General features: G+C 65.8%; 21 protein-coding genes. 19 read left to right on the forward strand and 2 right to left on the reverse strand.

Annotated features, from left to right (window positions below):
* Positions 1-9 precede the first annotated feature (9 nt).
* Genes NLM15_RS05890 through NLM15_RS05925 form a run of 8 tightly spaced genes read left to right on the forward strand, consistent with a single transcriptional unit; the run spans position 10 to position 7,799 of the window.
* Positions 10-834: an ABC transporter substrate-binding protein gene (locus tag NLM15_RS05890; protein WP_254116096.1), complete on the forward strand. Its 825-nt coding sequence runs from the start codon at positions 10-12 to the stop codon at positions 832-834.
* A complete protein-coding gene (locus NLM15_RS05895) occupies positions 831-1,688 on the forward strand; it encodes an amino acid ABC transporter permease (protein WP_254116097.1) in 858 nt (285 codons plus the stop codon). Before NLM15_RS05890 ends, NLM15_RS05895 begins: the two co-directional genes overlap by 4 nt.
* Positions 1,685-2,449, forward strand: coding sequence for an amino acid ABC transporter ATP-binding protein (locus NLM15_RS05900; RefSeq protein ID WP_254116098.1), 765 nt, complete (start codon positions 1,685-1,687; stop codon positions 2,447-2,449). The genes NLM15_RS05895 and NLM15_RS05900 overlap by 4 nt, the downstream gene beginning before the upstream one ends.
* Positions 2,450-2,462: 13 nt before the next feature.
* The gene (locus NLM15_RS05905; protein ID WP_254116099.1) at positions 2,463-3,293 is read left to right on the forward strand and encodes an ABC transporter substrate-binding protein; all 831 of its coding nucleotides are present in this window, start codon (positions 2,463-2,465) and stop codon (positions 3,291-3,293) included.
* Entirely contained in the window at positions 3,280-4,164 is an 885-nt protein-coding gene (locus NLM15_RS05910) for a polysaccharide deacetylase (protein WP_254116100.1), read from the forward strand. Before NLM15_RS05905 ends, NLM15_RS05910 begins: the two co-directional genes overlap by 14 nt.
* An 8-nt stretch (positions 4,165-4,172) precedes the next feature.
* Positions 4,173-4,823: an aspartate/glutamate racemase family protein gene (locus NLM15_RS05915; RefSeq protein WP_254116101.1), complete on the forward strand. Its 651-nt coding sequence runs from the start codon at positions 4,173-4,175 to the stop codon at positions 4,821-4,823.
* A 22-nt stretch (positions 4,824-4,845) separates the two neighbouring features.
* Positions 4,846-6,429 carry an ABC transporter substrate-binding protein gene (locus NLM15_RS05920; protein ID WP_254116102.1) on the forward strand — a complete coding sequence of 528 codons (1,584 nt, stop codon included), beginning with the start codon at positions 4,846-4,848 and terminating at the stop codon, positions 6,427-6,429.
* Positions 6,426-7,799 (forward strand): amidohydrolase family protein, encoded by a 1,374-nt coding sequence (locus tag NLM15_RS05925; RefSeq protein WP_254116103.1) that lies wholly within the window; start codon positions 6,426-6,428, stop codon positions 7,797-7,799. Before NLM15_RS05920 ends, NLM15_RS05925 begins: the two co-directional genes overlap by 4 nt.
* Here NLM15_RS05925 and NLM15_RS05930 read toward each other — a convergent pair.
* Positions 7,789-8,706 (reverse strand): LysR substrate-binding domain-containing protein, encoded by a 918-nt coding sequence (locus NLM15_RS05930; protein ID WP_254116104.1) that lies wholly within the window; start codon positions 8,704-8,706, stop codon positions 7,789-7,791. The two genes, NLM15_RS05925 and NLM15_RS05930, sit on opposite strands and share 11 nt — an antisense overlap.
* A 272-nt stretch (positions 8,707-8,978) precedes the next feature.
* Between NLM15_RS05930 and NLM15_RS05935 the strand changes: the two genes are divergently transcribed.
* The 10 genes from NLM15_RS05935 to NLM15_RS05980 all read left to right on the forward strand — a co-directional run bounded on the left by NLM15_RS05935 (position 8,979) and on the right by NLM15_RS05980 (position 18,882).
* Positions 8,979-10,013, forward strand: a complete 1,035-nt coding sequence (locus NLM15_RS05935) for an ABC transporter substrate-binding protein (RefSeq protein WP_254116105.1) — start codon at positions 8,979-8,981, stop codon at positions 10,011-10,013.
* Positions 10,014-10,038: 25 nt separating this feature from the next.
* On the forward strand, positions 10,039-11,079 hold the full coding sequence (locus NLM15_RS05940; protein WP_254116106.1) for an ABC transporter ATP-binding protein: 1,041 nt from the start codon (positions 10,039-10,041) through the stop codon (positions 11,077-11,079).
* Complete coding sequence (locus NLM15_RS05945; RefSeq protein ID WP_254116107.1) at positions 11,076-11,951, forward strand: ABC transporter permease; 876 nt, start codon at positions 11,076-11,078, stop codon at positions 11,949-11,951. Before NLM15_RS05940 ends, NLM15_RS05945 begins: the two co-directional genes overlap by 4 nt.
* A complete protein-coding gene (locus NLM15_RS05950; RefSeq protein ID WP_071909709.1) occupies positions 11,948-12,754 on the forward strand; it encodes an ABC transporter permease in 807 nt (268 codons plus the stop codon). Before NLM15_RS05945 ends, NLM15_RS05950 begins: the two co-directional genes overlap by 4 nt.
* 8 nt (positions 12,755-12,762) lie before the next feature.
* Positions 12,763-13,899, forward strand: a complete 1,137-nt coding sequence (locus NLM15_RS05955) for an FAD-binding oxidoreductase (protein WP_254116108.1) — start codon at positions 12,763-12,765, stop codon at positions 13,897-13,899.
* A 27-nt stretch (positions 13,900-13,926) separates the two neighbouring features.
* A complete protein-coding gene (locus NLM15_RS05960) occupies positions 13,927-14,223 on the forward strand; it encodes a (2Fe-2S)-binding protein (RefSeq protein WP_254116109.1) in 297 nt (98 codons plus the stop codon).
* Positions 14,220-15,638: an NAD(P)/FAD-dependent oxidoreductase gene (locus tag NLM15_RS05965; protein ID WP_254116110.1), complete on the forward strand. Its 1,419-nt coding sequence runs from the start codon at positions 14,220-14,222 to the stop codon at positions 15,636-15,638. The genes NLM15_RS05960 and NLM15_RS05965 overlap by 4 nt, the downstream gene beginning before the upstream one ends.
* Complete coding sequence (locus NLM15_RS05970; RefSeq protein ID WP_254116111.1) at positions 15,635-16,756, forward strand: FAD-binding oxidoreductase; 1,122 nt, start codon at positions 15,635-15,637, stop codon at positions 16,754-16,756. The genes NLM15_RS05965 and NLM15_RS05970 overlap by 4 nt, the downstream gene beginning before the upstream one ends.
* Positions 16,757-16,768: 12 nt before the next feature.
* The gene (locus NLM15_RS05975; RefSeq protein WP_247507219.1) at positions 16,769-17,116 is read left to right on the forward strand and encodes a RidA family protein; all 348 of its coding nucleotides are present in this window, start codon (positions 16,769-16,771) and stop codon (positions 17,114-17,116) included.
* 170 nt (positions 17,117-17,286) lie between these two features.
* Positions 17,287-18,882: an ABC-F family ATP-binding cassette domain-containing protein gene (locus tag NLM15_RS05980; RefSeq protein WP_254116112.1), complete on the forward strand. Its 1,596-nt coding sequence runs from the start codon at positions 17,287-17,289 to the stop codon at positions 18,880-18,882.
* Positions 18,883-19,036: 154 nt separating this feature from the next.
* On the opposite strand, the gene NLM15_RS05985 is transcribed toward NLM15_RS05980, so the two are convergent.
* Positions 19,037-20,365 (reverse strand): dicarboxylate/amino acid:cation symporter, encoded by a 1,329-nt coding sequence (locus tag NLM15_RS05985; protein WP_254116113.1) that lies wholly within the window; start codon positions 20,363-20,365, stop codon positions 19,037-19,039.
* 157 nt (positions 20,366-20,522) lie between these two features.
* Here NLM15_RS05985 and NLM15_RS05990 point away from each other — a divergent pair, with 157 nt between their 5' ends.
* Positions 20,523-21,842, forward strand: coding sequence for a solute carrier family 23 protein (locus NLM15_RS05990; RefSeq protein WP_254116114.1), 1,320 nt, complete (start codon positions 20,523-20,525; stop codon positions 21,840-21,842).
* Positions 21,843-21,879 lie beyond the last annotated feature (37 nt).

The raw sequence follows: 21,879 nt of genomic DNA on the forward strand, positions 1-21,879 counted from the left end.
GGAGCTGACATGACAGGCCTCTCGCATTTCCTCGCCCTCGCAGCATTGGCTGCCGTGACGTCCGCGCAGGCGGCCGAGCTTCCGGCCGAGATCAAGCAGGCGGGAACGCTCAAGCTCACGGTCAACTCCACCTACGCGCCGATGGAGTATCGCGACCCCGCCAGCAACGAGCTCGTCGGGCTCGACATTGATCTGGCGATCGAGCTCGCCAAGCGGCTCGGCGTGAAGATCGTCTGGAGCGAGACGCCGTTCGCCGAGCTCATCCCCTCGCTCCAGACCAGGCGGGCGGACTTCATCATCTCCGGCATCTCCGATCGCGCCTCGCGGCGCGAGACCGCCGATTTCGTCGACTACGTCGCGACCGGCCCGCAGTTCTTCGTGATGGCAGACAGCGGGGCCAAGGAGGCGACCGATCTCTGCGGCAAGAAGGTCGGAACCACCCGCAGCACCAGCTTCCCGGTCGAGATCGAGAAGTGGAGCAAGCAGAACTGCGAGCCGGCCGGCAAGCCTGCGATCCAGTACGTGCCCGGCGAGAACTCGATCGACGTCCGCAACCAGCTCAAGCAGGGCCGCATCGATGCCGCCGTGCAGGGCAGCGAGACACTGCCTTATGCGCAGACGCAGGAGCCCGGCAAATATCGCGTCGTCGGCGAGCCCTTCGCCAGGGGCTACCAAGGCATCATGTTCCGCAAGGACGATGTCGCCTTGCGCGAGGTGGTGACCGAAAAGCTCTCGGCCATGATCGCCGACGGCTCCTACAAGTCCGTCCTCGACAAATGGGGCCTCGGCGCCAACGCGGTGGCCCAGCCCATGCTGAACGCGGCGCCGCAATGAGGCCGGCGCCGGCACTCGCGGAGGGTTTTCCCGACCTGTCGGGAATGCGGATCGCGCGCGAGCCGCACTGGTTTCGCTGGCTCAGCGCGGCCCTCATCGTCCTCGTGCTGGCGGCGATCGTGCGCGCCTTCGCCGGCGGCCAGATCGAATGGTCCTATGTCAGCCGCTTTCTGACCGCAAAGGTCATCCTCGAAGGCATCGTCAACACCATGGTGATGGCGGTGCTGGCGATGGGGCTCGGCATCTTCCTCGGCATCGTCGTCGCGGTCATGCGGCTGTCGCCCAATCCGGTGCTGAAGACGGTGGCCGCCGGCTACACCTGGCTGTTCCGCGGCACGCCGCTGATCCTGCAACTCTTGCTGTGGTTCAACCTCGCGCTGGTGTTTCCCACCATCGGTATTCCGGGCCTGTGGAGCGCCCGCGCCGTCGACGTCATGACGCCGTTCCTTGCCGCGCTGCTCGGGCTCGGCATCAACCAGGGCGCCTACACCTCCGAAGTGATGCGCGCCGGCATGCTGTCGGTCGATATCGGGCAGTACGAGGCGGCGCAGGCGATCGGCATGGGACGGCTGCGCGCGCTGCGCCGGATCATCCTGCCGCAGGCGATGCGCGTTGTGATCCCGCCGCTCGGCAACGAGTTCATCGGCATGGTGAAGGCGACCTCGCTCGCGAGCGTCATCCAGTATCCGGAACTGCTGCACAACGCCGAGAACATCTATTACGCCAATTCCCGCGTGATCGAGCTCCTGATCGTCGCCGGGCTCTGGTATCTGCTCGTGGTCTCGATCCTGACACCGCTCCAGATGCTGCTCGAACGCCGCTTTGCCCGCGGCACATTGCGGCTTGCGCGATGACAAAACCTCTCGTCGCGATCCGCACCGTCAGCAAGAATTTCGGAGAGTTCCAGGCTCTCAAGAACGTCTCGCTCGACGTCTGGCCCGGCGAGGTGATGTGCCTGATCGGCGCCTCCGGCTCCGGCAAGACCACGCTGCTTCGTTGCATCAACCAGCTCGCCGCGATCGATGCCGGCGGCATCTGGCTCGACGGCGAGCTGCTGGGGGTGCGCGAGCAAAGCGGGCGGCTCCATCGTCTCAGCGAGCGTGAGATCGGGCGGCAGCGGCTGAAGACCGGCATGGTGTTCCAGCGCTTCAACCTGTTTCCGCACAAGACCGCGCTCGAGAACATCACCGAGGGGCCGCTCCAGGTTCAGGGCCGCAAGTCCGACGAGGTCCGCGCTGAGGCGCTCGAATTGCTTCGGCGCGTTGGGCTCTCGGCGAAGGCGGACTGGTATCCCGCCCAGCTCTCCGGCGGCCAGCAGCAGCGCGTGGCCATCGCCCGCGCGCTCGCGATGAAGCCGATGCTGATGCTGTTCGACGAGCCGACCAGCGCGCTCGATCCCGAGCTCGTCGGCGAGGTGCTTGCGGTCATGAAGGAACTGGCGAAGAGCGGCATGACCATGATGGTGGTGACGCACGAGCTCGGCTTCGCCCGAGAGGTCGCCGACCGCGTCGTCTACATGGACCAGGGCGCGATCGTCGAGCAGGGGCGCGCCTCAGAGGTGTTGGGCGCGCCGCGCGAGGAGCGCACCAAGGCATTTCTTTCGGCAGTGATCTGACAGGGGGCGTATGATGAAGAGATTTTCGGTTGCGGCGGCGCTGGTTGGTGCCATGACCGTTTCGGCTCTAAGTGTTCAGGCTTGGGCCATCGAGCTGCCGCCGGAGATCGCCAAACGCGGCAGCATCAAGGTGGCGCTGGTGCCGAACTATCCGCCGATGGAGTTCCGCGATCCCGCCACCAGCACGCTCACGGGCTTCGACATCGATCTCGGCGAAGCCATCGGCCGCAAGCTCGGCGTCAAGATCGAATGGCAGGAGACCAGCTTCGACCAGTTCATGCCGTCGATCTCGACCGGCCGTGTCGATGCGATCCTGTCCGGCTTCACCGACTATGCCAGCCGCCACGAGACCGCGACCTTCGTCGACTATTTGCGCAGCGGCCCGAATTTCTTCGTGCAGCAGTCGCGCGCGGCGGAGTTCAAGGACACAGCCGCGTTTTGCGGCAAGAAGGTCGGCGCCAGCCGCCGCACCATGTTCCCGGCCATGATCAATGCCTGGAGCGAGAGGAGTTGCGGCAGCAATCCTGTCGTCTTCGTCGGCACCGACGGCTCGGCCGATGCCCGCACCCAGCTCAAGCAGGGCCGCATCGATGCCGCCGTGCAGGGCAACGAGACGCTGCCCTACATCATGGACCTCGAGCCCGGGGCCTATACGCCGGTCGGCTCGCCCATCGCACAACAATTCACCGGCATCGCGCTGCCGGTCAAGGAAAAGGCGCTTCAGCAGGCCATGCTGGAGGCGGTCGACGCGCTGATCGCCGACGGCACCTATCGCACCCTGCTTGCCAAGTGGAAACTGACCGACAACGCACTCGAAAAGGCGACCATCAATGCTGGACAGTAAGGCACTCCTCAGCATCCCGCTCATCCCAGCCAACACCGCGGATCCCGCGCCGGAATATCCCTGGCCGCAGCCGTACAGTTCGGCGATGTTCCTCTCCTTCGACGTCGACGCGGAAAGTGCGTGGACCAGCAAGGATGCGGTCCACGCCCAGCGGCTCATCACCATGAGCTACGGCGGCTACGAGGCGCGCGTCGGCACGCCAAAACTGCTGGAGCTGCTCGACCAGCTCGATCTCAAGGCGACGTTCTTCGTCACGGGATGGTCGGTCGATGCGCATCCGGCGATGGCGGAATCCATCCTCAAGGCCGGCCACGAGATCGGCCATCATGGCTATCACCATCTGCTGCCCGATCCCGGCGATCCCTGGATCGAGGAGGAGCTGGAGCGTGGCTTCGAGGCGCTGAAGCGCCGGCTCGGCGTCAGGCCGACCGGCTATCGCGCGCCCTATGGCGAGTTCACCGAGGAGCTGCGCACGGCACTGGTGCGCCACGGCATCGTCTACACTTCCTCGTTCCGCGACGACGTGCGGCCCTATCGCCATCGTCTCGCCGACGGCAAGCCCGGCACGATCGAGTTGCCGGTGACCGCGAGCTATGACGACTGGATGCACGGCCTGTCGGCGCGCTTCAGCCCGCGCTCGATTTTCCCCAAGGAGCACGTGCTCTCGATCTGGAAGGACGAGCTCGATGAGGTCCGTGACTGGGGCGCGATGGTGACGACGGTGCTGCACCCGCAATGCAGCGGCCGCCCGATGCGGCTGCGCCTGTTGCGGGAGTTTCTCACCTACGCCAAATCCTGCCCGGATGTCTGGATCACGACCGGCGAAAAGATCGCGGACAACTTCCTGCGCCACGAGGCCGGCGACCGCTAGGCAGAGTCATGACCCGCATCCTCGTCATCAACCCCAACTCCTCGGCGTCGGTGACGGCGGCGATCGACGACGCAGTCGCACCGCTGCGCATCGCCGGCGGGCCCGAGATCGAAGTGGTTGGCCTTGCCGAGGGCCCGCCCGGCATCAGCTCGCAGCGCGACGCCGACAGCGTCGTGATGCCGCTCGTGAATCGCGTCACGCGGGACGATGCCGATGCCTTCGTGCTCGCCTGCTTCAGCGATCCCGGCCTGCATGCGGTGCGCGAGGCAGCCGGCGGCCGCCCGGTGCTGGGCATCGCCGAATGCGGCATCTTTCGCGCGCTGATGCTCGGCGAACGCTTTGGCATCATCGCGCTGTCGCCGTCGAGCATCCGCCGCCAGCAACGGATGGCGCGGGTGATGGGCGTCGACGGCCGCTATGCCGGAAGCTGGTCGGTCGGCGCGAGCGCAGCGGAAACCGCGGGCGCGGACATCCGCGGGCGGCTGATCGAAGCCGGCCGTGCGCTGGTCACGCAATGCCGCGCCGATGTCGTGGTGATGGGCTGCGCCGGAATGGCCTCGCACCGCGCGGCGATTGCGGACGCGATCGGCGTGCCCGTCATCGAGCCGGCGCAGCAAGCCGTCGCAGCCGCGATCGGCGCAGTCTTGTTGAACACGTAAGATCCTTCAGGAGCCTCTTGTAATGTCCATCTCTCGCCGTTCGCTCCTCAAGGCCGCCGCCGCCATGCCGGCGCTGTCGCTGCCGGGCATCGTACGCGCCGAATCGCAAACCACGCTGCGCTTCATTCCCGTCATCGACCTTGCCTTCGTCGATCCCATCTATTCGACCGCGCAGGTGTCGCGGAACCATGGCTTCATGGTCTACGACACGCTCTATGGCATGAGCTCCTCGCTCCAGGTCTCGCCGCAGATGCTGTCGGGCCATGTCATCTCCGGCGACGGGCTGCAATGGGACCTCACGCTTCGCGACGGCCTGTTCTGGCACGACGGCGAGCGCGTGCTTGCGCGCGACTGCGTCGCCAGCATCCGCCGCTGGGCGGCGCGCGACGGCTTTGGCGGCGAACTGATGGAAGCGACCGACGAGTTGTCGGCCGCCGACGATCGCACCATCCGCTTCCGCCTGAAGCGTCCGTTCCCGCTGCTGCCGCAGGCGCTCGGCAAGGCCGCGATCAACGCCTGCTTCATGATGCCGGAGCGGCTGGCAAGCCAGGATCCGTTCAAGCCGCTGACCGAGGTGATCGGCAGCGGGCCGTTCCGCTACCTCACGGACGAACGCGTGCAGGGCGCCCGCAACGCCTATGCCAAATTCGAGCGCTACCAGCCGCGTCCCGAGGGCAAGCCGGATTGGACGGCAGGGCCGAAGATCGTGCATTACGATCGCGTGGTCTGGACCACCACGCCCGATGCCGGCACCGGCGTTGCCGCGCTTCAGACCGGCGAGCAGGACTGGCAGGAGACCACGCCGCACGATCTGTTGCCGATCATCAAGGCCGCCGGCGACATCGAGACGCGCGTCCTCGATCCCCGCGGCTATGCCTGCATGCTGCGCCTCAATCACCTCCAGCCGCCGTTTGACAATCCCGCCATCCGCCGTGCGCTGCTGGGAGCGATCGACCAGTCCGCGTTCATGACGGCGGTTGCCGGCACCGATCCGGCGTTCCAGGTCTCGCCGATCGGCTTCTTCGCGCCTGGCACGCCGATGGCGAGCGATGTCGGCCTCGATGTGTTCCGCGGGCCGCGCGACTACGCCAAGGTCAAGGCCGACCTGAAGGCCGCCGGCTATAACGGTGAGAAGATCGTGGTGCTCGTTCCCACCAACTCGCTGGCGCAGAAGCCGCTCGGCGAGATCGCCGTCGACAGCCTGCGCAAGGCCGGCATGAACGTCGAATATGCCGGGCTCGATTTCGCCGTCGTGTTGCAGCGCCAGCTCAAGAAAGATCCGATCGGGCAGGGCGGCTGGAGCGCCGCCGTCGGCAACTGGCAGGGCATCGACTGGCTCAATCCGGCCGGCAACACCAACATCCGCGGCGAAGGCAAGGTTGCCGGCTGGTATGCGAGCGAGAAGATGGGGACGCTGCGCAGCCAGTGGCTGGCGGCCTCCGAGCTTGCCGAGCAACAGCGCATCTGCCGCGGGATCCAAGGGGTGGCGTTCGAGGAAATCCCCTATATTCCGATCGGCCTGTACAAGCAGCCGACCGCCTATCGCAAAGCCATCACCGGCATTCTCGACGGCACCGCCGTCTTCTGGAACGTACGCCCCGCATGAGCACCACCGCAATCTTCGGCAGCTATGTGCTGTCACGCAAAGACGGCGCGCAGGATGTGCTGCGCGACCATTGGGTCCGGGTCGAAGGCAAGAAGATCGCCGCGGTCACACGCGACAAGCCGAGTGCGGACGAGATCTACGACCGCCCCGGTCGCTTCGTGCTGCCGGGCCTTTTGAACCTGCACAATCACTGCTTCTCCGAAGCGGTGGCGCGCAGCCATACCGAGGACGGCAACGGTCGCAAGAACAACCAGAGCATCGTCTACACGGTGCTGCTGCCGCTGACCAAGCGCGGCGCCGATCTCTTGTCGGCGGAGGAGCGCATGGCCGTGGCGCGGCTCGGTATCCTCCAGCTCCTGAAGGGCGGCGCCACCACGGTGATGGAGCCGTTCCGCAATTCGATTCCGGAGATGTTCGACGCGGCGGGGGAGATGGGCATCCGCTTCTACGGCGCGCCCTATCTGTTCTCGACGTCGGACGCCAAGGCCGGCCCGGACGGCGTGGTCCACTATTCCGGCGATGACGGCACCGCTGACATGGCGACATGGGATGCGCTCTATCAGCGCTGGAACAATCGCGGCGACGGTCGCATCAGCCTTGCGATGAGCCCGCACGCCACCGACACCTGCGGTCCCGATCTGCTGAAGGCCTGCGCCGCGCGGGCGCGCGAGCTCGGCGTGCCCATCACGACGCACATGGCGCAGAGCCGCGCCGAGGTCGAGACCATCGGCAAGCGCTATGGCGGCCGCACCCCGGCGCAATATCTGGACTGGCTCGGCCTGCTGGCGCCCGACCTCATGGCGGCGCACTGCATGTTCAGCAGCGACGACGATCTCAAGCTGATGGCCGCGCGCGGCATGACGGTCTTGAACTGCCCGCGCGTGTTCGCGCGCGCCGGCGTCACCGCGGCGTTCAGCCGGTTTGCGGAGCACGGTGTGCGCACCGTGGTCGGCACCGACGGCTACAACATGGACCTGCTCGGCGAGCTCAATGCGGCCTCGCTGATCTCCAAGGTCGCGTCGCAGCGCGCCGACGTCGCGAACTCGCCCGAGCTGATCGAGGCGAACACGGCCGTTGCCGCCGACGTCATCAAGCGGCCCGATCTCGGCCGGATCGAGCCGGGCGCGACCGCCGATCTCACCGTGGTCGATCTCACCCATCCGCATCTTCAGCCGCTGTTCGACCCGCGGCGCGCGCTGATCGCGCTCGCCAACCGCGCCAACATCGATCAGGTCATGGTCGACGGCCGCGTGCTGGTCGATGCCGGCCGCTATCTCGGCGCCGACGAGGCGGCGATCACGGCCGCAGGGACCGCTGCAATCGGCAAGATCTGGGATCTGCCGGAGGCGCAGGCCACATTCAACGGCTGAGCGTCGTTTTCTCCTCGAACTCGACGAGCGCCTTGCGCACGGTCTCGACGAGGTCCAGCGCCACTGGCGAGGCGCTGCGCTGCGCTGGAAGGACGGCCGAGAACTCGAAATCGATCCGCGGCAGGAAACGCCGCACGACAATGCCGCGCGTCGAAAATTCCTCGGCTGTGAAGGGATCGCAGATCGCGACCCCAAGCCCCGACGACACCATGCCGCACATGATCTCCGACAGCGCGGTCTCCACCCGCAGCACGCGGCGGACGTCGTTGCGGTGAAAGATCTGGTCGACGAGATGGCGGCTCGCCGATCCCGCCGACAGCGAGATGAAGGTCTCGCCCTCGAAATCACTGGGCTCCAGTACCTCCTTTTCCGCGAGGCGATGTCCGGTCGGCAACACCGCGACACGCGCCAGCGCCGGCAGCCGCAGGCTCGGCAGGCCGGAATGGGCGATCGGCACCTCGGCAAAGCCGACGTCGCATTGGTTGTTCAGCACCCAGTCGACCACGATCGGCGAGATCACGCCGAAGAAGGCGAGGTTGAGGTTCGGTCGCTCTTTCAAAAAATGTCCGGCCAGCCGTGGCAGATAACCGTTCGACAGCGCCGGCAGCGCGGCGATCCGCAGCGAGCCGGTGCGGCGGCCGCGGATTTCCTCGGCTGCCGCCGTGATGCGTTCGAGGCCGACGAAGGAACGCTCGACCTCGGTATAGAGCGCGGTCGCTGCGGCGGTCGGCACCAGGCCGGTGCCACGCCGCTCGAACAGCTCGGTCTTCAGCAGCGCCTGGAAGTCACGCAGCAACCGGCTGACCGCCGGCTGTGTCACCGCCATCAGCTTGGCCGCCTCGGTGACGCTGCCGGTCAGCATCATCGCCCGGAAGGCCTCCACCTGCCGCGAATTGATCCGCGCCATCCCATCATCCAATCATAACATTTTGGTATGTAGACGGTGCCATTATTCATTGGACGATGGAAGTATAGGTTGCGATCTTTTTCATCAGGACTGGAGACAGCCCGCTTTTTCGGCAGATTGGAGGGGTTCAAACCTCCAGATCGCGCCAAAACCCGCCGAACAGGGGCCGGAGCCCTGTCCGGAAAGGATTTGCGCGGAAGGAAATGCGGAAGGCGCTTCAGCCAGAGATTTTCGGCACGCCCACCCCATCCCGGTATTGGAGATCGGTCCATATGAAGACTCTCAGCCTTCTGACCGCAGTCAGCATCGCAGCGCTCATCGCCGTCCCGTCGGCCGCTTCGGCCCAGCAGAAAACGCTCTACGTCGCCGGCTATGGCGGCTCGTTCGAGAAGACCATCCGCGACGAGGTGATCCCGGCCTTCGAGAAGGAGAACGGCGTCAAGGTCGAATACGTTGCCGGTAACTCCACCGACACGCTGGCGAAGCTCCAGGCGCAGAAGGGCAACCAGCAGATCGACGTCGCCATCGTCGACGATGGCCCGATGTATCAGGCGATCCAGCTCGGCTTCTGCGGCAAGCTCGACGGCCTGCCGGCCGATCTCTACGACACCGCACGCTTCAAGGACGATCGCGCTGTCGCGATCGGCATCGTCGCGACCGGCCTGATGTACAACACCAAGGCGTTCGCCGAGAAGGGCTGGGCGCCGCCGACCTCGTGGAACGATCTGAAGGACACGAAATACGCCAAACAGCTCGTCATCCCGCCGATCAACAACACCTACGGTCTCGAAGCGCTGGTGATGCTGTCGAAGATGAACGGTGGCGGCGAGTCCAACGTCGATTCGGGCTTCAAGATCTTCAAGGAGCAGATCAATCCGAACGTGCTCGCCTACGAGCCGTCGCCGGGCAAGATGACCGAGCTGTTCCAGTCCGGCCAGGCCGTGATCGCAGTGTGGGGCACCGGCCGCGTGCAGAGCTTTGCCAACACCGGCTTCCCCGTCGACTTCGTCTATCCGAAGGAAGGCGCCGCGACGCTGCTGACGACCGCGTGTCCGATCAACAAGCCGAACGCCTCGCCGCTGGCCTCGAGCTTCGTCAAGATGCTGCTCGATCCCAAGATCCAGCTCGTGATGCTGAAGGACTATGGCTACGGCCCGGTGCTGAAATCGCTCGTGATCCCGCCGGAGCTCGGCAAGATGGCGCCGATCGGTGAGCGCGCGGCAAAGCTCTACAATCCCGACTGGACCATCATCAACGAGAAGCGCGAGGAATGGACCAAGCGCTGGAATCGCGAGGTCGAGCGTTGATCTGATCGTTCGTAGGGGACAGCGCATGGCCTATCTCGAGCTCGATCGGGTCGCAAAACAGTTCGGCGCGCAGACTGTGGTCGACGACTTCAGTCTGTCGGTGGGCAAGGGGGAGTTCATATCCTTCCTTGGCCCGTCCGGCTGCGGCAAGACCACGACGTTGCAGATGATCGCGGGCTTCCTCGATCCCTCGCGAGGCGCAATCCGCCTGGAGGGCAAGGACCTGACCGCGATCCATCCGGCCAAGCGCGGGCTCGGCATCGTGTTCCAGAGCTACGCGCTGTTTCCGCACATGACCGCGGCGGAGAATGTCGCGTTCGGCCTCGAGATGCGCAATGTGCCGCGCAACGAACGGGCCGAGCGCGTTCGTGCTGCGCTCGCGATGGTCGGCCTCGCGGGGTACGAGGACCGCCATCCACGCCGGATGTCGGGCGGCCAGCAGCAGCGCGTGGCGCTGGCGCGTGCTCTAGTGATCAAGCCGAGCGTGCTGCTGCTCGACGAGCCGCTGTCCAATCTCGACGCAAAGCTGCGCGAGGAGATGCAGATCGAGCTGCGCCAGATCCAGCGTACCATCGGCACCACCACGATCCTGGTCACTCACGACCAGAACGAGGCGATGTCGCTGTCCGACCGCATCGTGGTGATGAGCCAGGGCCGTATCGAGCAGATCGGCACGCCGCAGGAGACGTATGAGAAGCCGGCCTCGGCCTTCGTCTCGCAGTTTTTGGGCAAGACCAATGACTTTGCCGCGACCATCGACCGGACCGCGACGCCAGCGCGGCTGACGGCGGGCTCCTGGAATGCGCCGGCGCCGGCTGGCCTCGGCGGCCCTGTCACCGTCAGCATTCGCCCTGAAAGAATCGGCTTTGGCGATACCGGCCTCAGCGCAAAGATCGTCACCCGCATCTTCCAGGGCAATCACTGGCTGTTCCAGTGCGACAGCGAATGCGGCCCCGCGATCGTGATTCGCCAGAATGACGGGCAGGCGCAGCCCGTCGAAGGCGAGACGGTCCGCCTCGCCTGGCGGCCCGAGGACATGAGCGTGCGCGCGAGGGCTGGCGCATGAGCGCGGTTGCCGAGGAGCGCAGCGCGCGTGCGCCATGGGCGCTGACGGCGCCTGCCTTGATGCTGTTCGTCGGCGTGCTGCTGATTCCGCTGGCGATGACCGTGATGCTGTCGTTCCACGATTGGGGCCAGTACAAGGGCATCGAGCCGGTCTTCATCCTGAAGAACTGGCACGAGATCGCGACCGATCCCTATTACGCCGAGATGTTCTGGCGCACGTTCCGCATCGCGATCCTGACCACGCTGCTCACCGCACTGCTCGGTGCGCCCGAGGCCTACATCCTCAACCGCATGAGCGGCCGCTGGAAGAGCTTCTTCCTGCTGATCATCCTCGGGCCGCTGTTGATCTCCGTGGTGGCGCGGACGCTCGGCTGGGCGCTGCTGTTCGGCGGCAACAACGGCCTCGTCAACAAGCTGCTGATGTCGCTCGGGGTGATCCGCTCCCCCATTCCCTTCATGTTCACCGAGACGGGCATGGTCGTTGCGCTCGCCCATGTGATGATGCCGTTCATGGTGCTGTCGGTGTGGGCCGCGCTCCAGCGGCTCAACCCGCAGATCGAGAACGCCGCGATGTCGCTCGGCGCCGGCCCCGTGACCATCATCCGCCGCATCATCATGCCGCAGATCATGCCGGGCGTGCTGTCGGGGGCCATCATCGTGTTCTCGCTCTCGGCCAGTGCCTTCGCGACGCCCGCGATCATCGGCGGCCGCCGGCTCAAGGTCGCCGCGACGCTTGCCTATGACGAATTCCTCAACACGCTGAACTGGCCGCTTGGTGCTGCGGTCGCAACGCTTCTGCTGGTCGCGCTGGTGCTGATCGTCGTCGGCAGCAACGCGCTGATCGAGCGCCGCTACGCGGAGGTGTTCCGATGAGCCGGAATGGCCCGCTCGCGCTGATCTTCCACACCATCTTCGTCATCGTCATGGTGGCGCCGATCCTGGTGGTCTGCCTCGTTGCTTTCACGCCCGAAGGCTTCCTGTCGCTGCCGACCAACGGCTTTTCGCTGCGCTGGTTCAGGGCGATCGCCAACTATCCCGAGTTCATCCATGCGTTCTGGGTCAGCCTCGGGCTGGGTGCGCTCTCCTCCTTCGTGGCGCTGCTGTTCGCGGTGCCGGCGGCGCTGGCGATCGCGCGCTATCGCTTCCGCGGCCGCGATGCGCTGGCGGCACTGTTCCTGTCGCCGCTGATGATCCCGCATGTCGTGCTCGGCATCGCCTTCCTGCGTTTCTTCACCTCGGCCGGGCTCGGCGGTAGTTTTGCCGCGCTGATCATCGCGCATGTCATCATCGTGTTTCCGTTCGCGCTGCGGCTGACGCTCGCGGCCGCGACCGGCATGGACCTCTCGGTCGAGATGGCGGCGGTCTCGCTCGGCGCCAACGGCTGGACGCTGTTTCGCCGCGTGACGCTGCCGCTGATCCTGCCCGGCGTCATCAGCGGCTGGGCGCTCGCTTTCATCCAGTCCTTCGACGATCTCACCATGACCGTCTTCCTTGCGGCACCCGGCACCGAGACGTTGCCGGTGCGCATGTTCCTTTATATCCAGGACAACATCGATCCGCTGGTGACGTCGGTCTCGGCCTGCGTGATCGCGATCACCATGACCGCCCTCATTCTGCTCGACCGCTTCTACGGGCTCGACCGTGTGCTCGCCGGCAAGGGCGATACGGGACGATAGGAGAACCTATGTCAGGAGATTACGACGTCGCCGTCGTCGGCGGCGGGTTGCTCGGCTCCGCCATTGCATGGGGCCTCGGCCGCCTCGGCAAGAGCGTGGCGGTGCTCGATGAAGGCGACATCACCAAGCGCGCCTCGCGCGCGAACTTTGCGCTGGTCTGGGTGCAGAGCAAGGGGCTCGGCATGCCCGCTTATACGGTCTGGACCGTGCGGGCTTCCGAAGCCTGGGGCCGGCTCGCCTCGGAGCTGAAGCAGCAGACCGGGCTCGACGTCTCGCTCCAGCAGAATGGCGGCTTCCATCTCACGCTCGGTGACGATGAGTTCGGCCAGCGCACCGATCTCGTCAAGCGCATGCACAATCAGACTGGTGCTGCCGACTACAAGATGGAGATGCTCTCGGCGTCCGAGGTGAAGAAGTCGCTGCCGCTGATCGGCCCGGAGGTCTCCGGCGGCAGCTATTGCCCGCTCGACGGCCACGTCAATTCGCTGCGGACGTTCCGCGCCTTCCACACCGGCTTCAAGGCGTTCGGCATCGACTATTTCCCGGAACGTCCGGTCTCGGCCATCAGCAAGAGCGGCGGCGAATTCCGCCTGACGACGCCGAAGGGCGAGCTGCGCGCCGCTAAAATCGTGCTCGCGGCAGGCAACGCCAACCAGACGCTGGCGCCGATGGTCGGCCTCTACGCCCCGATGGGCCCGACCCGGGGCCAGATCGTGGTGACCGAGCGCACCATGCCGTTCCTGCCGCATCCGCTGACCACGATCCGCCAGACCGACGAGGGCACGGTGATGATCGGCGACAGCAAGGAGGACGAGCTCGACGATCGCGCGCTGAAGCATTCGATCAGCGCCGTGATGACCGATCGCGCCCAGCGCATGTTCCCGCATCTGTCGCGGCTCAACGTGGTCAGGAGCTGGGCCGGCATCCGCGTCATGCCGCAGGACGGCTTTCCGATCTACGACCAGTCGGAGACGCATCCCGGCGCTTTCGTCGCCTGCTGCCATTCCGGCGTGACGCTGGCCTCCAACCACGCCTTCGAGATCGCGCGCATGGTTGCGCAGGGTGCACTCGAGCCGGAACTGGTCGGCGCATTCTCGGCCAGCCGTTTCGGCGGCGCGGGCGCCGCGAACAACAGCGGCTACTAGAGATATCAAGGAGCCAAGAGGCATCCCATGTTTAGACGATCCGAACAGGACAAGCGACCGCAGGTCCAGATCTTCGTCGACGGCGTCGCCGTCGCGGCGCGCCAGGGCGACACCGTTTCCGCCGCGCTATTGGCCTCCGGTCGGGATGCGCGGCGCTCCACCGCGGTGAGCGGTGCGCCGCGTCTGCCCTATTGCATGATGGGCGTGTGCTTCGATTGCCTCGTCACCATCGACGGCGTCGGCAACCGCCAGGGCTGTCTCGTGCCCGTCGCCGAGGGCATGCAGGTCGAGATCCAGAAGGGCAAGCGGGAGATCGGAAGATGACTGTGGCTCCCAAGCGCGAAGCCTATGACGTCGTGGTGATCGGTGCCGGGCCCGCGGGCCTTGCCGCCGCAGCGACATCCGCCGAAGCCGGGCTGTCGACGCTGATGCTCGACGAGAACATTGGCCCCGGCGGCCAGGTGTTTCGCGCCATCTCGTCGACGCCGGTGACCGATCGCAATCAGCTCGGCGCCGATTATTGGGTCGGTGCCGATCTCGTGCAGTCGCTTCGCGCGAGCAGCGCCGAGGTCATTCATCGCGCGACGGTCTGGAGCCTCGATCGCAACCTCGAGATCGCCGTCTCGATCGGCGGCGCCTCCGCCTTCGTCACGGCGAAGCGCGTGATCCTGGCGACCGGTGCGCTGGAGCGGCCGTTCCCGATTCCCGGTTGGACATTGCCGGGCGTGATGACCGCGGGTGCGGCGCAGACCATGCTGAAATCGTCGGCGCTGGTGCCCGACGGACGCACGGTGATCGCGGGGCAGGGGCCCTTGCTCTGGCTGCTCGCCGCGCAGATTTTGCGACTCGGCGGCCGCATCGACCGCATCCTCGACACCACCGAGCGCGGCAATTATTTCGCCGCCTTGCCTCACGCCTTCGCCTTCCTGACCTCGCCCTATTTCGCCAAGGGCCTGTCGATGATGCGCGAGGTGAAGGCGAAGGTGCAGGTCGTCTCCGGCGTCACCGAGCTTACCGCATCCGGTGACGGCCAACTCGCGAGCGTGAGCTATGTCGCCGGCGGCAAGCGCGAGACCATTCCTGCGGACCTGCTGCTGCTGCATCAGGGCGTCGTGCCCAATGTCAATCTGGCGATGGCAGCGGGAATCGAGCATCGCTGGGACGATCTGCAATTGTGCTGGTCGCCCGTGCTCGACGCGAGCGGCAATTCGTCGATCGCCGGCATTGCGATCGCCGGTGATGGCGCCGGCATCGGTGGTGCGAATGCAGCCGTGGTGCGTGGCCGCATCGCGGCGCGCGCGGCGGTCGAGGCGCTGGCGCCTGCGGCCGCTGCCAAGCTGCCCGCGATGACGACGCTCCGCTCCGATCTCGCCAAGGCCGAGCGCGGCCGTGTCTTCCTCGACACGCTGTTTCGTCCGTCACCGCAGTTCCGCATCCCCTCGGGCGACACCATCGTCTGCCGCTGCGAGGAGGTAACTGCAAAGGATGTTCTCGACTCCGTCGCGATCGGCGCGACCGGGCCGAACCAGCTCAAGGCCTATCGCCGCACCGGTATGGGGCCGTGCCAGGGCCGGCTCTGCGGCCTCACCGTCACCGAGCTGATGGCGCAGGCGCGCGGAAAGACCCCGCAGGAGATCGGCTATTACCGGCTGCGCGCGCCGGTCAAGCCGATCACGCTCGCCGAGCTCGCCGCCGTGCCGAAGAGCGAAGACGACATCAAGGCGGTGGTGCGCGGATGACCCAAAACGTGGATGCGATCGTCGTCGGCGGCGGCATCCACGGATGCTCGACCGCGCTGCATCTGTGCCTCGCCGGCCTGAAGCCGGTGCTGATCGAGAAGGACTATGCAGGCCGCCACGCCTCCGGCGTCAATGCTGGCGGTGTGCGCCAGCTTGCGCGGCACATCCCCGAGATCCCGCTCTCGATCCGCTCGATGGGGATCTGGGAGAAGATTTCAGACCTGCTCGACGACGATTGCAGCTTTGAGAGTTACGGCCAGGTTCTCGTCGCGGAGAACGAGGAGGAGCTCGCGGTCTGTCGCGCGCGCGTCGCCGAGCTCAACGCGCTCGGCTTCACCCATGAAGAGCTGATCGATGCGACTGAACTACGGCGCCTCGTGCCGGCGGTGGCCGAAACCTGCCCCGGCGGGGTCGTCTCGCGCCGTGACGGCGCGGCCAATCCGGCGCAGACGACGACGGCGTTCCGGCGCAAGGCCGCGCAGTTAGGTGCCACTGTGCGCGAGGGCGTGGCGGCCAGCAACATCCGGCAGAGCGACGGCCTCTGGCATGTCGATGTCGGCACCGAAACCTTTGCCGCGCCGGTGCTTGTCAATGCCGCTGGCGCCTGGGCCGGCAACATCGCCGCCGCGCTCGGCGAGCCGGTGCCGGTCGAGACCGTCGCGCCGATGCTGATGATCACCTCGCGCGTGCCGCATTTCATCGATCCCGTGGTGATCCTGCGCGGGCGCAAGCTGTCGTTCAAGCAATTCAAGAACGGCACTGTGCTGATCGGCGGCGGCCATCTGGCCACGCCCTTTCAGGATCGCAACGAGACGGTGCTGGACTGGAAGAGCCTTGCGATCAGCGCGCGCACCGTGTTCGAGCTGTTCCCGGTGATGCGCAGCGCCACCATCGTCCGCGCCTGGGCCGGCATCGAGGCGAAGATGAAGGACGATATTCCCGTGTTCGGGCCGAGCAGCCGCCACAAGGGGCTCTATCACCAGTTCGGCTTCTCGCTGCACGGCTTTCAGCTCGGCCCCGGCGCCGGCGCCGTGATGGCGGAGCTGATCGTCAACGGTGGCACCCAGACCCGCGTCGGCGGTCTCGGCATCGACCGTTTCCATCCTTCCACGCTCTAAGAAGAGGACATCATGAGCATCACCCGCAGCATCCGCACGCCCATCATGCACCGCGCCGTCGAGGCCAACGGCTTCGTCTTCATCGGCGGCACCATCGCCGACGACACCTCGGTCTCGATGGGCGATCAGACCCGCAACATCCTCGGCAAGATCGCCGGCTATCTGAAGGAAGCCGGCACCGACAAGTCGCGCGTCGTCAGCACCTCGATCTTCGTCACCGATCTCTCCAAGAAGAAGGAGATGGACGCGGCCTGGACCGAGTTCTTCGGCGACAATCTGCCGACCCGCGCCACCGTCGGCGTCGCCGATCTCGGCGGCAGCGCGCTGATCGAGGTGGTGGTGACCGCACTCAAGGGCTGATCGCGACAGGCCGATGGGACGTCAGCGCTCCGTGCGCTGGCGTCCTTTCGCGCCACGACTTGATCTCGCTCCTCGATGGGACTAGTTAGAGAGTCTCTCAACCAGGATACTCGCAGCCATGGATCTTACCCCGACCGCAAAGCCGACCTGCCTTGCTCACGGGGAATTCCATGCCTGCTTCAATCATCCTGTCGAACCTGTCGCTGTCCACGCCTGACGGCCGGCCTCTTCTTTCCAACGTCGATCTGACATTCTCAGCCGAGCGGACCGGTCTCGTCGGCCGTAACGGCGTCGGGAAAACGACGCTGCTTGCGTCGATATCGGGGGAGCACGTTCCCCAGTCCGGACGCATTCTCATCAACGGCACCGTCGGCCTGCTGCGTCAGGACGTGCAAGTCCTTGCAGGCGCGACCGTGGCCGATCTGTTCGGCGTGCGGCAGGCGCTGGAGCTGATGCGCCGTGCTGAACGGGGCGATGCTTCAGTCGACGATATCGCCGCGATTGACTGGACGCTTGAAGCGCGGCTGGAGGCCGCTCTGGCGCGCCTCGGGTTCGATCCGTCTCCCGATACGGAGCTGTCCTGCCTGTCCGGCGGCCAGATCACGCGGGTTCGGCTCGCCGCGCTCGCCTTCGCCGAGCCCGACTTCCTGCTGCTGGACGAGCCCACCAACAATCTCGATCGCGACGGGCGCAATACCGTGATCGATTTCCTCGCGTCCTGGCGCGACGGCGCGGTTGTCGTCAGCCACGACCGCGGCCTGCTCGAAACCATGGACGTGATCGTCGAGCTGACGTCGCTCGGGGCGACACGATACGGCGGCAACTGGAGCAGTTTTCGCGCGCAGAAGGCCGTTGAGCTTGCGGCTGTGAGGCACGACCTCGCGCATGCCGAGAGGCGCCTGTCCGAGATTGACGGGAAGGCGCAGGAGGCTGCCGAGAAGAAGGCGCGCAAGGATAGCGGCGGAAGAAAGAAACGTGCCAAGGGCGACATGCCGCGCATCCTCGCTGGCGCGCGCAAGGACCGTAGCGAAGACACCGGCGGCAAGAGCGCGCAAATCGCCGAGCGACGCCGCGCGGAAGCGCTCGAGGCCGTCGATACGGCGCGCGGGCGCATCGAGATTCTTCAGCCGCTGTCGGTCAAACTGCCCCCGACCAATCTGCCGGCGGGCAGGGAGGTGCTTTGGCTCGACGGGGTCAGCGCCGGCTATCGGCCGGAGCAGCCGGTCCTGCGCGAGCTGTCGCTCACGATCGTCGGTCCCGAGCGCGTCGCGCTGGTCGGGCCGAACGGCTCCGGCAAGACAACGCTACTCAAGCTCGTCACAGGCGAGATCCGTCCTGTCTCGGGCACCGTGCGGGTCAGGCCGGATTTCGCGTCGTTCGACCAGAAGGTCAGCCTGCTCGATCCAGCGAGCTCCATCCTGGACAATTTTGCGCGGCTCAATCCGAAGGCGGGTGCGAACGAGTGCCATGCCGCCCTGGCCCGGTTCATGTTCCGCGCCGATGCCGCCTCGCAGATCGTGGGGAGCCTGAGCGGCGGACAGCTGTTTCGTGCGGGCCTCGCCTGCGTGCTGGGCGGGTCGACGCCGCCTTCCTTGCTGATGCTGGACGAGCCGACCAATCATCTCGACATCGACTCCATCGAAGCCGTCGAGGCAGGATTGAGAGCCTATGACGGCGCGCTGCTCGTGGTCAGCCACGACGAAGCGTTCCTGCAGGCGATCGATATCACGCGCAGGGTCGAGCTGGTCGCCAACCCGGCTGGCTAAGGCTCATTGCTCGACGACAAAAGCCCGACGCCCTGCCCCCAGCGCGTCGGGCGAAAAGATCGACTATCAATCGGTGATCCCAACGTCATTGTTGTGACGCGTATCTCACCGCTTTTCCACTCCGGGAAACTACCGCGTCGGAGCGGGCGTGGTGCTACGCACCTCCGCCGGGCTCCAGCGCTTCGCCCATCTCCAGCGGATGGGCCATGGTCTCGTGCAGCGCCTCGCGGTCGAGCTCGCCTTCGGAGATGCTGATGACGACGCAGGCGACGCCGTTGCCGATCAGATTGGTCAGCGCGCGGCACTCGCTCATGAACTTGTCGATGCCGACCAGGATCGCGATCGACTGAATCGGGATGTCGGGCACGATCGAGAGCGTCGCGGCAAGCGTGATGAAGCCTGCCCCGGTCACGCCCGAGGCGCCCTTCGAGGTGATCATGGCGATGCCGAGAATGCCGAGTTCCTGCCAGATCGTCAGATGGGTGTTGGTCGCCTGCGCCAGGAACAGCGTCGCCAGCGTCATGTAGATGTTGGTGCCGTCGAGGTTGAAGCTGTAGCCAGTCGGAATGACGAGGCCGACCACCGAGCGCGAGGCGCCGAGATGCTCCATCTTCTGGATCATCTGCGGCAACACCGTCTCCGACGAGGAGGTGCCGAGCACAATCAGCAGCTCGTCCTTGATGTAGGCGATGAAGCGCAGGATCGAGAAGCCGGCGAGGCGGGCGATCGCGCCCAGCACGATCAGCACGAACAGCATGCTGGTCAGGTAGAACGTGCCGATCAGGGCCGCGAGGTTGAGCAGCGAGCCGAGGCCGTAGGCGCCCACCGTGAAGGCCATCGCGCCGAACGCGCCGATCGGTGCGACGCGGACGATGATGCGGATGATGCCGAAGAACATCTTGGCGGCCTTGTCGATCGCTTCCGCGATGGGCTCGCCGGCCTTGCCGAGGAAGGCGATGGCGAAGCCCGACAGGATCGAGATCAGCAGCACCTGGAGCAGGTCGCCGCGTGCGATCGCGCCGACATAGCTGTCGGGGATGATCGCCATCAGATGGGCGACGATGCCCTCCTCCTTGGCCTTGGTGACGTAGGTCGCAACCGACTTCGGATCGATCGTGGCGGGATCGATGTTGAAGCCGTGGCCGGGCTGGAGGATCTCGCCGACCAGAAGGCCGACCGCCAGCGCGACGGTCGAGACCGTCTCGAAATAGATCAGCGACTTCAGCCCGACCCGGCCGACGCGCTTGAGATCGCCCATCGAGGAGATGCCGTGCACCACGGTGCAGAAGATCACCGGCGCGATCATCATCTTGATCAGCGCGATGAAGCCGTCGCCGAGCGGTTTCAGCGCCTTGCCGAGATCGGGATAGAAGTAACCGATGAGCACTCCGAGCGCGATCGCGATCAGCACCTGGATGTAGAGGATCTTGTACCAGGGCTGATGCCGGCGATGGACGGCTGGCTGGATCGCGACTTGTGTCATATTGTGTGCCCCGGAACGCATTGATCTTGCGGGATTTGAATCTTGCAAGCTTTGAATCTTGTATGTTTTGCATCATGTGATGGCCGCCGTAGAAGCGACAATCACATTTTTGTCGGATCGCACGAAGATCAATCGCTGCACCGCAACTGGGGGGAACATGACGATCGCAACGGGCTCGGACGAGCAAGGGCAGAGCTATTTTCCGCGCTGGAAGCTCAAGACCTCGGGCGTGATCATGCCGGAGGAGCGGCTGTCATGGGGCCAGACCGTCGTCTCCGGGCTCCAGCATTGCGTCGCCATGTCGGGCTCGACGATCATCGCGCCGCTGCTGATGGGGTTCGATCCCAATGTTGCGGTGCTGTTCTCCGGCATCGGCACGCTGATCTTCTTCGTCATCGTCGCGGGGCGCGTGCCGAGCTATCTCGGCTCGAGCTTCGCTTTCATCGCTGTCGTCATCGCCGCCACCGGCTATGCCGGGCAGGGCCCGAACCCGAATCTCTCCGTCGCGCTCGGCGGCATCGTCGGCGCCGGCGTGCTCTACGGCGTCATCGCGCTGATCGTGATGTGGTCGGGCATCGGCTGGGTCGAGCGGTTGATGCCGCCGGCCGTCACCGGCGCCGTGGTCGCCGCGATAGGTCTCAACCTCGCGCCCGTGGCGGTGAAGGCGGTGAGCGCCAATGGGTTCGACACCGGGATCGGGCTCGCGACTGTTCTGATGATCGGCGTGGTTGCCGTTGCAGCTCCAGGCCTGTGGCGCCGCCTGCCGATCATCCTCGGCGCGGTCGGCGGATATCTCTTGTACCTGCTGTGTGCGAACGGTCTCGGCTTCGGCAAGCCGATCGATTTTTCGCAACTTGCGGCCGCGCCGTGGTTCGGCCTGCCGAGCTTCACCACGCCGACCTTCCAGGCTGATGCGATCTTTCTGATCGCGCCGGTTGCGGTCATTCTCGTCGCCGAGAACCTCGGTCACATCAAGGCCGTCGGCGCGATGACGGGCCGGAGCCTCGATGCCTATCTCGGCCGCGCCCTGTTCGCCGACAGTCTCGCCACCATCGTGGCCGCCTTTGGCGGTGGCACCGGCGTCACCACCTACGCCGAGAACATCGGCGTCATGGCGGCGACGAAGGTCTATTCGACCCTGCTGTTTGCCTTCGCGGCCACGGTGTCGATCCTGCTCGGCTTCTCGCCGAAATTCGGCGCGCTGATCCTGTCGATCCCGGGACCCGTCATCGGCGGCCTCTCGATCGTGCTGTTCGGATTGATCGCGGCGATGGCGGGCCGGATCTGGGTCGAGAACAAGGTCGACTTTGCGAACCCCGCGAACCTGATCACCGTCGCCGTGGCGCTGACCGCGGGCGCCGGCGACCTCACGCTCAAGTTCGGCGCGTTCACGATCGGCGGTATCGGCACCGCAACCTTTGGCGCCATCATCCTGTACCAGATCCTGACCTCGCCGCTCGCCCGGCGCGCCGAATGAATCGCAGCGATGCGCTGAGGGATGGAACAAAAAGCCG

Origin of the sequence: Bradyrhizobium sp. CCGB20 (assembly GCF_024199855.1) — a bacterium.
Taxonomy (GTDB): Bacteria; Pseudomonadota; Alphaproteobacteria; order Rhizobiales; family Xanthobacteraceae; genus Bradyrhizobium.